Annotated in this window: 10 protein-coding genes; 9 read left to right on the top strand and 1 reads right to left on the bottom strand. The window is 52.8% G+C overall.

The features are described from left to right. Nucleotides 1-70: 70 nt before the first annotated feature. Nucleotides 71-1,903 carry a translational GTPase TypA gene (gene typA, locus ACLU9Q_RS18895; protein ID WP_298514182.1) on the bottom strand — a complete coding sequence of 611 codons (1,833 nt, stop codon included), beginning with the start codon at nucleotides 1,901-1,903 and terminating at the stop codon, nucleotides 71-73. A 408-nt stretch (nucleotides 1,904-2,311) separates the two neighbouring features. Here typA and ACLU9Q_RS18890 point away from each other — a divergent pair, with 408 nt between their 5' ends. The 9 genes from ACLU9Q_RS18890 to ACLU9Q_RS18850 all read left to right on the top strand — a co-directional run bounded on the left by ACLU9Q_RS18890 (nucleotide 2,312) and on the right by ACLU9Q_RS18850 (nucleotide 11,910). Further along, entirely contained in the window at nucleotides 2,312-2,884 is a 573-nt protein-coding gene (locus tag ACLU9Q_RS18890; protein ID WP_298514185.1) for a hypothetical protein, read from the top strand. A gap of 31 nt (nucleotides 2,885-2,915) precedes the next feature. Continuing rightward, nucleotides 2,916-5,225: an ABC transporter substrate-binding protein gene (locus tag ACLU9Q_RS18885; RefSeq protein WP_298515226.1), complete on the top strand. Its 2,310-nt coding sequence runs from the start codon at nucleotides 2,916-2,918 to the stop codon at nucleotides 5,223-5,225. A 184-nt stretch (nucleotides 5,226-5,409) separates the two neighbouring features. Beyond that, the gene (locus ACLU9Q_RS18880; protein WP_298515229.1) at nucleotides 5,410-6,396 is read left to right on the top strand and encodes an ABC transporter permease; all 987 of its coding nucleotides are present in this window, start codon (nucleotides 5,410-5,412) and stop codon (nucleotides 6,394-6,396) included. Nucleotides 6,397-6,410: 14 nt separating this feature from the next. Next, nucleotides 6,411-7,952, top strand: coding sequence for an ABC transporter permease (locus tag ACLU9Q_RS18875; protein ID WP_298515232.1), 1,542 nt, complete (start codon nucleotides 6,411-6,413; stop codon nucleotides 7,950-7,952). A 17-nt stretch (nucleotides 7,953-7,969) separates the two neighbouring features. Beyond that, the gene (locus tag ACLU9Q_RS18870) at nucleotides 7,970-9,124 is read left to right on the top strand and encodes an ABC transporter ATP-binding protein (protein WP_298515236.1); all 1,155 of its coding nucleotides are present in this window, start codon (nucleotides 7,970-7,972) and stop codon (nucleotides 9,122-9,124) included. Continuing rightward, nucleotides 9,121-10,143 (top strand): ABC transporter ATP-binding protein, encoded by a 1,023-nt coding sequence (locus ACLU9Q_RS18865; RefSeq protein WP_298515239.1) that lies wholly within the window; start codon nucleotides 9,121-9,123, stop codon nucleotides 10,141-10,143. The genes ACLU9Q_RS18870 and ACLU9Q_RS18865 overlap by 4 nt, the downstream gene beginning before the upstream one ends. Further along, nucleotides 10,140-10,418: a hypothetical protein gene (locus tag ACLU9Q_RS18860; RefSeq protein ID WP_298515242.1), complete on the top strand. Its 279-nt coding sequence runs from the start codon at nucleotides 10,140-10,142 to the stop codon at nucleotides 10,416-10,418. Before ACLU9Q_RS18865 ends, ACLU9Q_RS18860 begins: the two co-directional genes overlap by 4 nt. A 260-nt stretch (nucleotides 10,419-10,678) precedes the next feature. Next, complete coding sequence (locus ACLU9Q_RS18855; RefSeq protein ID WP_298515247.1) at nucleotides 10,679-11,317, top strand: single-stranded DNA-binding protein; 639 nt, start codon at nucleotides 10,679-10,681, stop codon at nucleotides 11,315-11,317. Nucleotides 11,318-11,394: 77 nt separating this feature from the next. Then, complete coding sequence (locus tag ACLU9Q_RS18850; protein ID WP_412625836.1) at nucleotides 11,395-11,910, top strand: cob(I)yrinic acid a,c-diamide adenosyltransferase; 516 nt, start codon at nucleotides 11,395-11,397, stop codon at nucleotides 11,908-11,910. The last annotated feature ends 22 nt before the right edge of the window (nucleotides 11,911-11,932 follow it).

The following is an 11,932-nucleotide window of genomic DNA, read 5'->3' as shown; positions in this document are numbered from 1 at the left end:
CTGCGCCGATGTTCTCCTGTTTTTTGTTGACCTGTATCCGAAGGAAGCTGCCGGTGGCAGATCCTGTAGATTACTGATTATTTTTCTTAAATGCCGCTCTCTTGCGCATGGTCGGATCAAGGATCTTCTTGCGGATGCGCAGGCTCTTCGGTGTAACCTCCAGAAGCTCATCGGTGTCGATGAACTCCAGCGCCTGCTCCAGACTGAGGACGCGCGGCGGCGTCAGCTTGAGGGCGTCGTCGGAGCCGGAGGCGCGGGTATTTGTCAGATGCTTGGTCTTGCAGACGTTCAGCTCGATGTCGTCGGTCTTGCCGTTCTGTCCGATGACCATGCCGGAGTAAACCTTTTCGCCCGGCCCGATAAAGAGGGTGCCGCGTTCCTGGGCGGCGAACAGACCATAGGTGACGGACTCGCCGGATTCAAAAGCGATCAGAGAACCCTGCTTGCGGTACTGGATATCTCCCTTGTAGGGACCGTAGCCGTCGTAGGTGGTGTTCAGGATACCGTTTCCTTTGGTGTCAGTGAGAAATTCGCCGCGATAGCCGATCAGACCGCGCGCCGGGATGGAAAACTCCAGACGGGTGTAGCCGCCGCTTCCCTGGCTCATGCCCTGCAGCTCACCCTTGCGGCTGCTCAGCTTATTGATAACGGTACCGGAAAATTCTTCCGGAACGTCGACGTATGCAATTTCCATCGGCTCCAGCTTTCTGCCGCGCTCGTCCTGTTTATAGAGCACTTCCGCCTTGCTCACTGCAAATTCGTAACCCTCGCGGCGCATATTCTCGATCAGAACGGAAAGATGCAGCTCGCCGCGCCCGGATACCTTGTAGCACTCGGTCTCCTCGGTTTCCTCCACACGCAGGCTGACGTCTGTGTTCAGCTCGCGGAACAGGCGGTCGCGCAGATGGCGGGAGGTCACAAATTTGCCCTCCTGCCCGGCGAGCGGGCTGTCGTTTACCATGAAGTGCATGGCGATGGTCGGCTCGGAAATCTTCTGGAACGGGATGGACTCCACATGCTCCGGAGAGCAGAGTGTATCGCCGATATGAAGGTCGGCAATGCCGGAGATGGCAACGATGGAGCCTGTGCCGGCTTCGTCTACGTCCACCTTGTTCAGACCGTCAAACTCGTAGAGCTTGCTGATCTTTACCTTTTTCTGCTTGTCTGGATCGTGGTGGTTTACCAGCACAGCGTCCTGATTAATGCGGATGGAACCGTTATCCACCTTGCCGATGCCGATACGGCCGACATATTCGTTGTAGTCGATGGTGCTGATAAGCACCTGCAGCGGCGCGTCCGGGTTGCCCTTCGGAGCTGGGATATAGTTGATGATCGTCTCAAAAAGCGGCGTCATGTCGCGGTGCTCGTCGGATAACTCCAGCACGGCGTAGCCTGCTTTTGCGGAGGCGTAGATAAACGGACAGTCAAGCTGCTCGTCGGAGGCGTCCAGGTCTATGAACAGCTCCAGGATTTCGTCGATGACCTCGGCAGGTCGTGCCTCCGGGCGGTCGATCTTATTGATACAGACGATGACCGGAAGATCGAGATCCAGCGCTTTGCGCAGCACGAACTTTGTCTGCGGCATGGAGCCTTCGAAGGCGTCAACGACAAGGATAACGCCGTCCACCATTTTCAGAACACGCTCCACCTCGCCGCCGAAATCGGCGTGCCCCGGGGTGTCTACGATGTTGATTTTGTAGTCTTTGTAATATACGGCGGTATTTTTTGAAAGAATTGTGATGCCGCGCTCGCGCTCGATGTCGTTGGAGTCCATGACGCGCTCGGCAACCGCCTGATTTTCGCGGAATACGCCGCTCTGCTTCAGCAGCTCGTCCACCAGTGTTGTTTTGCCGTGGTCGACATGGGCAATGATGGCGATGTTGCGGATTTTTTCCTGATTCATATGTTTCCCTCTTTCCTAATATAGCTTCCTGAATAATTCGAACAAGTGATGCTTTTAGCGAGCCCCGGGGTCATGTTTTTTCGCATAAGCGCGAAATACAAAATCTTTTGTCCCTGGCATCGCTTCATATAGTATACCAGAAATTTTCCGATTGACAAGGGCTTTATTATAGGATATGGTTCTTACATTACAACTAATGAGCAGAAAAGTTACTGTTCAGGTCAGGACTTTGCATTCACTGCAAAGTCCGTAAGAAAGTGATACAGGTGTGAGCAAATCCCATTCGCGGAGCGAATTTTAAATGGATTTGCGAATGTTACTGTGAACAGTAACGCGGAAAATACTTCGGAAAACCGCGGAAAGCGGCGCGGGAAACTGCGTGTTCAAAGAAGAGAAAGGAATCGAAAAATGGCGGGAAAGAAAAAAGGACGCCGCGCCCATCTGGACGCGTTTAAAAAGAATGAAAAAGGGGAATATATCTATACCGGAAAGCAATATGCGTTTGATGAGACGAATATAAAATGGAAGACGGCGGCGATAAGGCTGGGAGCGGTCTGGACGGCGATGATGGCGGCGATGATCGCAAACGGCTGCATTCCGGCGCCGGGAATGGCGAACTGCTTTTACGTGCTGCTGCCGTACGCGGCGCAGGTGGTGGCGGCGGCGAGCCTGGGGACGGCGCTGTTTGCGCTGCTTTCGGCGGGAAATCCTCTACGTGAATATCAATATGAAGCGGCGGTGAAGAAAATTCCGATGCGATCGCAGCTTACCGCGGCCTTTGCGGGGGTGAATATGCTGGGTGAAATGATCTATCTTGTGCGAAATGGCACAGAAAGTGCGGCTGGCATGGCGGTACTATTTCTTGTTTTGGAGACAATGGCGTGCCTTTGTGCGCTGTGGGTATACAGATTTTCTAAAAATTGGTTTTTACAGGTATCGCCAATTGACAATCTGTCTAAAAAACAGTATAATTGCAAGTAAGTTTCAAATACACACAAGGAGGATATAATATATGTTTAATGTTAAGAAACTGTTAGCGCTTACACTGACGGCAGGTATGTGCTTTGGTTCCGTGGCAAGTGTATTTGCTGAAGAAACCATAGAAGCTGCTACCGAAGCGGTAAGTGAAGCTACTGAAGCTGCTGAGAAAGCGGCAAACACGCTGGTATACGGCGAAGATGCTATGGACGGAAAGTTTTCTCCGTTCTTCTACACTGCAGTGCCCGATGAGGACGTTGTAAGAATGCTGTTCCCGCTCCTTCTGGAGGCAGACCGTGAGGGTGCGGTTATCCTGAACGGTATCGAGGGTGAAACACGTGAGTACAACGGCACGGATTACACCTACTACGGAATCGCAGACTGCGAGATCGTGGAAAATGAAGATGGAACGGTAGATTATAATATCACGATGAGAGACGACCTTGTATGGTCCGACGGCGAGCCGATGACCATTGACGACGCGATCTTCTCACTTTATGTATACTGCGACCCGACCTACGACGGAAACAGCACCGTGTTTGCACTTCCGATCGAGGGCATGACCGAGTACCGCAGCGGTATGGAATCCCTGTTCAGCCTGCTGACAGCAGCCGGTGAGGAAAATACCGATTTCACATACTGGGATGAGGCTACACAGACTGCATTCTGGGCAGATCTGAACCAGGCAGGTGAGGCGTTTGCACAGTCTATCGTAGACTATGTGATCGCAGCAGGCTACAACGCAGAGGGCGACTCTGTTGCAGCATGTGCGGCAAACTGGGGCTACACACTGGATGAAGGCGCAACAGCCGCAGACTTCTTCAAGGCTATGGCAGAGGCTTATGAGGGCGACTATCTTGCAATGTCTGACACAGAAAAGGCAGACGCTACGCTTCAGGACCTGATGGAAGACTACGACGCATACAGCATTGGTGTGGAGACAGGCGAATCCGCTCCGTCCATCACCGGCATCAAGAAGACCGGCGATTATACGATGACGATCACCACAACCTCTGTTGACGCTACGGCGATCTACCAGTTAATCTCCTTCATCGCTCCGCTTCATTACTATGGCGATAAAGAAGCATTTGACGTTGACAACAACAACTTCGGTTTCCCGAAGGGCGACCTCTCCGGCGTGAAGTCTCACACGACACAGCCGCTGGGCGCTGGTCCGTACACTTTCGAAAGCTATGAGAACGGCGTTGCAACCGTAAAGGCAAATCCGCTGTACTACAAGGGCGAGCCGAAGATCGAATACATCAACTTCCAGTTCGTACAGGAAGCAGATAAAGCAAGCGGCGTAGGCGCGGGCACACTGGATATTGCAAGTCCGTCCTTCAGCCTTGACACGATCGATGAGATGACCGCACTGAACGGCGGCAACGAGGACTTTGACGGCGACGTGATCACCATCAAGACCGTGGCAAACCTTGGATACGGCTACATCGGCATCAACGCGAAGAACGTATGCGTTGGCGGCGAGCCGGGCTCCGAGGCTTCCAGAAACCTGCGTAAGGGTATTGCAACCGTTCTGTCCGTATACCGCGACGTGGCTATGGATTCCTACTACGGCGAGTGGGCAAACGTAATCAACTACCCGATCTCCGATACCTCCTGGGCAGCACCGCGTGTTACCGACGAGGGCTACAAGGTCGCATTCTCCACAGACGTAAACGGCAATCCGATCTACACAGACGATATGACAGAGGATGAGAAGTATGCAGCAGCTCTGCAGGCGGCGCTTGGCTTCTTTGAGGCGGCAGGCTACACCGTAGAGGACGGCAAGCTGACAGCGGCTCCGGAAGGCGCGTCTCTGGAATATGAGATCATGATCCCGGGAAGCGGCATCGGCGATCACCCGAACTTCATGATCCTTACACTGGCAAAGGATGCACTGGCAACCATCGGCTTCAATCTGATCGTTACCGACCTCTCCGACGGTACAGTTACCATCGGAAACAACCTGGATGCAGGAACTGCAGAAATGTGGACAATGGCATGGCAGGCAACGGCAGATCCGGATATGTACCAGATCTACTACTCCGACGTTGCAAACGGCGGAAAGAACCCGGGCGGCAGCAACAAGTATTACGCTATCGAGGATGCAGAGCTTGACGAACTGATCATGGCTGCACGTCAGTCTACTGACCAGGCATACCGTAAGATCATCTACAAAGAGTGCCTTGACAGAATCGTGGACTGGGCGACTGAGATTCCGGTTTACCAGCGTCAGAACTGCCTGATCTTCTCTACGGAGCGTGTAAACATGGATACCGTTACTCCGGATATCACAACCTACTGGTTATGGTATAACGATATCGAGAAGATGGAGCTTAACTAAAGACACTTAAAATTGAATCCCTGGAATTATAAGGGCTGCTCTGCGGCGTTTCCGCCGCAGAGTAGATTTTAATTGCCTATATGCATTTTTGTTGTTCTGCATATAAGGCAGTCGCTTGGATTGTGGGATGCAAACGTCTGTCTTATATGCAGAGCTTTTTTACTGTATAAAAGGAGGAAAATGAATGCGTAAATATATTACGAAGCGTCTGGCACTCTCAGTCGTTATTCTGTTTTTTGTCTGTTTCATTATTTACACACTGATGCGCTGCCTCCCTGCTTCCTATGTAGAAACGATGGCGATGCAGCTCAGCCAGCAGCCTGGCTCGAAAAGCTACCAGGAGTGGCTGGCGCAGTTAAACGCCCAGTACCATATGGACGTCGGCATCATCCCGGGCTTTTTCATGCAGCTCGGCGAAATGCTTCGCGGCAACTTCGGCGATAGCTGGAAATTCACCGTTCCGGTTGTGGAGCAGTTTCAGAAGGTAATCGGCGTTTCCTTTATAATGGGCGCTATCGCACTGATCCTGGAGCTGATCATTGCAATCCCGCTTGGTATTATCGCGGCGACAAAGCAGTATTCCAAGGCGGACTACGCGATCACGGTGTTCGCGCTTGCCGGGATCTCTCTGCCGACCTTCTTCTTTGCCAGTCTGCTTAAACTTGTATTTTCCGTAAAACTTGGCTGGTTTGACCTGGTTGGTCTGACGGGACGTAATTATAATAACCTGGATTCGTTTGGGCGTATCCTCGATATGGCGCATCATCTTGTGCTTCCGATCGTCACGCTGGTGGTGATCAGCGTCGGTTCCCTGATGCGCTACACCAGAACGAATATGCTGGAGGTCTTAAATGCCGATTATATCCGTACCGCACGCGCAAAAGGTCTCAGCGAGAGAAAGGTTATCTACCACCATGCGTTCCGCAACACACTGATCCCGCTGGTAACGATTATCGGAAACTCTCTGCCGGGACTGTTCTCCGGCGCGCTTATCACGGAGACACTGTTTGCGATCCCCGGCATTGGATATACCTCTTATCAGGCAATGATTGCCGGCGATATTCCGTTTTCCATGTTTTATCTGACATTTATGGCAATTCTGACGCTGGTGAGCAACCTGCTGGCAGATATCATGTACGCTGTGGTTGACCCGCGCGTGCGCATTTCGTAGAAAGGGGGAGCAGTATGTCTGAAGAAAAGAAGAATACAAATGCAGGCGGCGAGGAACAATATTCCTTAAATGACGACCGCCGCGTGAAAGTGCTGTCCCCGGGAGCGATGGTGGCGAAGCGCTTCTTCCGCAACCGTCTTGCCGTGACCGGTATGGTTATTCTGATACTTATGTTTGTGTTTTCCTTTGTCGGCGGTCTGATCAGCCCATACGGGCAGGATGAGGTATTCTATCGCCGGGAATATATCAAGAAAGAGTATGTGGGTGTGACGGAGAACAAAGAATTCCGTTACCTCCAGCTTGATGAGGCTTACGGTACCGTGGCGCAGGCGATGACGGTGCTTGCGATCCAGCAGGAGAAGGATTCCATCACGGCGACCGGCGGTACCTATGATGTTATCAAAGAGAGCGACGGTCTTTACTCCATCAAAGACGGCGACAAGGTGATCGGAGCGGCTTACCTCGACATTGTGAGCGCGGAGAGCAGCAGCACGACCTTCTCGCCGGAATTCCAGTACGAAGCGCTGCTTGCGCTCTCGAAGGGCGGCGGTGAATTTACCGCGGACGGACAGGACTATGAGGTGAGCGAGGAAGGGCTTGTCTCCCAGAACGGCGAATCGGTGGCTGTGTGCAGCCGTTATGTCATTCAGTCGAAGAGCGGAAATGTAAACGTGAGCAATGAATTCCGTGAGAGTCTGATCGAGGCGCTTATTTCTGATGAAGAGGAATTCGCGTTCACGGACGAGAGCGGCGAGACGGCGGAATACACGCTTTCCTATGATGCGGCGACAAAAATCTGGTCCGTTATGCAGGAAACCTCCACGCAGGTGTTTGACACCTACTCCTTCCCGACGAAGGAACACTGGCTCGGTACCGACCGCAATGGTATGGACATGCTCACCCGTCTGATGTACGGCGGCAGAGTATCGCTGATCGTTGGTTTTATCGTTGTAATCATTTCCACTGTCCTTGGTATTGTCCTTGGCGGTGTTGCCGGTTATTTCGGCGGCTGGATCGACAACCTGGTAATGCGTATTGTAGATATTTTTTACTGCATCCCGTCTATGCCGGTGATCATTATTCTCGGCGCGGCGATGGATGGAATGCGCCTTGATCCGCAGATCCGTATGCTGTATCTGATGCTGATCCTCGGTATTCTGGGATGGCCGGGCACGGCGCGTATGGTCCGCGGACAGATCCTTTCCCTGCGCGAGCAGGAATTTATGACGGCGACGGAGGCATGCGGCATCAGCGTGTCCAGACGTATTTTCCGCCACCTGATCCCGAACGTTATCCCGCAGCTTATCGTTATCAGTACGATGAGCCTCGGCTCCACGATCATTACGGAATCCACGCTGTCCTTCTTAGGTCTGGGCGTAAAATTCCCGTTTGCTTCCTGGGGAAATATCATCAACGACGTTTCGAACTCCTACGTGCTGACGACCTACTGGTTCATCTGGATCCCGGCGGGTGTCTGCCTGATGCTGACGGTACTTGCATTCAACTTTGTGGGTGACGGTCTTCGCGACGCGTTTGACCCGAAAATGAAACGATAAGAGAGGAGGGGCACAAAATGGCAAAAAATAAACCAGAGGGCTACCTCTCTGCAAGAGAGTCCCGGCGGATTTCCAAGGAAAACCGCAGAACTACAAATGAGCTGGAAAAAAAGCGCAAGCGCAAAAATGTTCCGGAGAGCGAATATACGACGACTATGCACGACCCGAACAACGCCGTGGAATTTGATAACCTGCACACCTATTTCTTTACGGATGCGGGAACCGTCAAGAGTGTGGACGGCGTGAGCTTTGAGGTACCGATCGGTAAGACGGTCGGCGTGGTTGGCGAATCCGGCTGCGGAAAATCCGTTACCAGCCTTTCTCTGATGCAGCTTCTCCAGCGCCCGCAGGGGCAGATCGTGGAGGGCGAGATCCGCTTAAATCTCGGCGATAAGGCGGTGGATATCGCGAAGGTGCCGGAGGAGGTTATCCAGCATCTGCGCGGAAATTATGTATCCATGATCTTTCAGGAGCCGATGACGTCCTTAAATCCGGTGTTCCGCATCGGCGCGCAGCTTGACGAGGTTATTGATCTGCACGATGGCGAGGGCAAGAGTAAAGAAGAGGTGAAGGCGCGCACAATCGAGCTGCTGGAGATGGTGGGCATCGCAAACAGCGAGGGCGTTTACGCGATGTATCCGCACGAGCTTTCCGGCGGTATGCGCCAGCGTGTCTGCATCGCAATGGCGCTTGCCTGCAACCCGAAGATCATTATCGCGGACGAGCCGACGACAGCGCTTGACGTTACCATCCAGGCGCAGGTGCTCGACCTTCTGCGCAACTTAAAGGATAAAATCAATTCATCGATCATGTTTATCACGCACGACCTCGGTGTTATCGCGGAGATGGCGGATTACGTGGTTGTTATGTACGCCGGACGCGTGGTGGAAAAGGGCACGGCGGAGGATATTTTCTTCCATCCGGCGCATCCGTACACCATCGGTCTGATGGCGTCGAAGCCAGTGGTCGGCAAGCAGGTGGATAAGCTTTATTCCATCCCGGGCAAGGTGCCGAACCCGATCAACATGCCGGATTACTGCTACTTTAAAGACCGCTGCGAGATGTGCGTGGCACAGTGCGACGGCGAGTACCCGTGCGAGATCAGTCTGTCTGAGACGCACAAGGTATCCTGTTATCGCTACTATGGAAAGGAAGGAGGGAATGCAAAATGAGCCTCAACAAAGAAGCTGTCAGTGAGAAAGAGCCGGTCGTTTATGATCCGCAGTATATTCTGATGGTAAATGACCTGAAGAAATACTTCCCGATCAAGGGCGGCATGATGTCAAAGACGGTCGGTCACGTAAAGGCTGTGGACGGCGTTACCTTCAACCTGAAGCGCGGCACCACGATGGGGCTTGTCGGGGAATCCGGCTGCGGCAAGACGACGACCGGGCGCACCATTCTGCGCCTCTCCGGCGAGAAAACAGGCGGACAGGTGCTGTTCAATGGACAGGAGGTCTACGACCTTTCGGCAAAGGAAATGCGCGCTCTGCGCACAAAGATGCAGATTATTTTCCAGGATCCGTTTTCCAGCCTTTCCCCGCGTCTGCCGGTAGGCGAGATCATCGGGGAGGCGGTGCGTGAGCACAAGCTGGTTCCGAAGGAAGAATTTAACGATTATATTGATAAGATCATGGACAACTGCGGACTTCAGCCTTTCCATAAGGACCGTTATCCGCATGAGTTTTCCGGCGGACAGCGCCAGCGTATCTGTATTGCGCGCGCGCTTGCCCTCAATCCGGAGTTCGTGGTCTGCGACGAGCCTGTTTCGGCGCTTGACGTTTCCATCCAGGCGCAGATCATCAATCTGTTAAAGGAGCTGCAGGAGCAGTATGCGCTGACCTACCTGTTTATTTCACACGATCTTTCGGTGGTCGAGCATATTTCGGACACGGTCGGCGTGATGTATCTTGGAAACCTGGTGGAGTACGGAGCGACGGCGGATATTTTCCGCAATCCGCTGCACCCGTACACGAAGGCTCTGTTCTCCGCGATCCCGATCCCTGATCCGACCGCGAAGATGAACCGCATCGTGCTGGAGGGCTCCATTCCTTCGCCGGCAAACCCACCTTTGGGCTGCAAGTTCCATACCCGCTGTGCGAACTGCATGAACCGCTGCAAGGAGGTCGCGCCCGTTCAGAAGGAAATCGAGCCGGGACACTTTGTGGCGTGCCACCTGTACGATAAATGAGCAGGCGTAAAAAACAGTACGACGACGATGACGGGCGCACCATCGCCGACATGAGCGCTCTTACGCCTGGCGGGGGCTTTAAGGGCTTTGCGCCGGGCAAAAAGAAGCGGCAGGAGGAATCCGAACGGGAGGAACGCCCGTGGGAGGACGGCTTCACGCGGGAGGAGCGGCGCATGTATACGCTTGGCGCTTTGAAGGCGGCGCTTCTGATCGCGCTGGTCTTTATCGTTGGTCTCGGGCTGACGACGGCGTTTCTGCTGTTTCTTTGGACATAAAAAACTGTTAAGAAGAGGATAGCGGCTGCGGTGCTTTTCGTACCCGGCGTTATCCTTTTTTCTTTTGCAGACGGCTCCCGAAGCTGCTTTTTCGACATAAACTGACATATGATGTAGAAACTTGACGAACGCTTCTTAAAGCTTTTTTGCATAAAATCTGTTATCCTTGAATATGAATAACTATACTGCGAAATACATATAGAAAAGGAGTACAATTTATGTCAGAGAAAAATAGGCAAAACGATATCTATGCCTGCCCGATGCAGGATGGACAGCATCAGAGGTTTATCGAAAACAACCAGGTATCTATTATAGGGGAAATTGTTTCAGAGTTTGTCTTCAGTCACGAGGTGTTCGGGGAGGGCTTCTATCTGGTGGAGGTCCAGGTGAAGCGGCTGAGCGAGTCAACCGACTGCATACCCGTCATGATCTCCGAGCGGCTGATCGACGTCACGCAGGACTATCGGGGAGAGTTCATCCGCGTGACAGGGCAGTTCCGGTCGTACAACCGCCACGAGGAAAAGAAAAACCGGCTGGTTCTTTCTGTATTTGCAAGAGAGGTGGCGTTTACCGAGGAGGAAAACGACAAGGTAAAGACCAACCAGATTTTCCTGGACGGCTACATCTGCAAGAATCCGGTTTACCGGAAGACACCGCTCGGCAGGGAGATTTCCGATATGCTGGTGGCGGTCAACCGTCCCTACGGAAAATCCGATTACATACCCTGCATCTGCTGGGGCAGGAACGCGCGCTTTACTTCCGGCTTCGAGGTGGGAGGTCACGTACAGATCTGGGGCAGAATCCAGAGCCGCGAGTACGTGAAAAAAATGGAGGGAGACCTTGCCGAGAAGCGCACCGCATACGAAGTATCCGTCAGCAAGCTCGAATGGCTTGGATAAGATTGCTTTTTCCGCAGGAGTGTGGTACACTGATGCCAGGAGAAAAATGGAAAAGGCGAGTATAAGCGAGGTACGAAATGGAAAAAGGCTTAACACATATATTCTGCGGCGAAGGCAAAGGCAAGACAACGGCGGCGCTCGGTCGCGTGATCCAGGCGGCGAGCGTTGGAAAAACGGTCATGATCATCCAGTTTTTAAAGAAGCGCCGGAGCGACGAGATCGGCTTTATACGGCGGCTTGAGCCGGAGATCAAGCTGTTCCGATTCGAGCGCTCGGAAAACTCCTACGAAAATCTTTCTGAGGAGGAGCGAAAAGAGGAATGTCAGAACATCCGCAACGGGCTGAATTTTGCCCGCAAGGTCATCACCACCCAGGGATGCGACGTGCTGATCCTGGATGAGGTGCTTGCGCTTGTAACGGCTGGCATCATCTCCTGCGAGGAAATCCGCAGCCTGATTGAGCTGAAGGATGCGAAGATGGATCTGATCCTCACCGGCGCCTACAAGGGCGAAGCGCTCTGGGATGTTGCCGACGAGATAACCGTCATGCAGATGGTAAAATGTTACTGTTCATGCCCAATGTCATTTAGTTAAACAAGACATGTTAGAGAATCCC

This window comes from Marvinbryantia sp. (assembly GCF_047017445.1).
In the GTDB taxonomy this organism is placed as follows: Bacteria; Bacillota; Clostridia; order Lachnospirales; family Lachnospiraceae; genus Marvinbryantia.
The sequence above is the reverse complement of the archived record's forward strand: the minus strand, read 5'-3'. Positions and strand labels throughout refer to the sequence as shown.

Bases quoted from the DNA above. Each gene is read 5' to 3' on its own strand.
- ACLU9Q_RS18875 (WP_298515232.1), top strand. From the start codon at position 6,411: ATGTCTGAAGAAAAGAAGAATACAAATGCAGGCGGCGAGGAACAATAT.
- ACLU9Q_RS18855 (WP_298515247.1), top strand. From the start codon at position 10,679: ATGCAGGATGGACAGCATCAGAGGTTTATCGAAAACAACCAGGTATCT.
- ACLU9Q_RS18850 (WP_412625836.1), top strand. From the start codon at position 11,395: ATGGAAAAAGGCTTAACACATATATTCTGCGGCGAAGGCAAAGGCAAG.
- typA (WP_298514182.1), bottom strand. From the start codon at position 1,903: ATGAATCAGGAAAAAATCCGCAACATCGCCATCATTGCCCATGTCGAC.
- ACLU9Q_RS18870 (WP_298515236.1), top strand. From the start codon at position 7,970: ATGGCAAAAAATAAACCAGAGGGCTACCTCTCTGCAAGAGAGTCCCGG.
- ACLU9Q_RS18885 (WP_298515226.1), top strand. From the start codon at position 2,916: ATGTTTAATGTTAAGAAACTGTTAGCGCTTACACTGACGGCAGGTATG.
- ACLU9Q_RS18860 (WP_298515242.1), top strand. From the start codon at position 10,140: ATGAGCAGGCGTAAAAAACAGTACGACGACGATGACGGGCGCACCATC.
- ACLU9Q_RS18865 (WP_298515239.1), top strand. From the start codon at position 9,121: ATGAGCCTCAACAAAGAAGCTGTCAGTGAGAAAGAGCCGGTCGTTTAT.
- ACLU9Q_RS18880 (WP_298515229.1), top strand. From the start codon at position 5,410: ATGCGTAAATATATTACGAAGCGTCTGGCACTCTCAGTCGTTATTCTG.
- ACLU9Q_RS18890 (WP_298514185.1), top strand. From the start codon at position 2,312: ATGGCGGGAAAGAAAAAAGGACGCCGCGCCCATCTGGACGCGTTTAAA.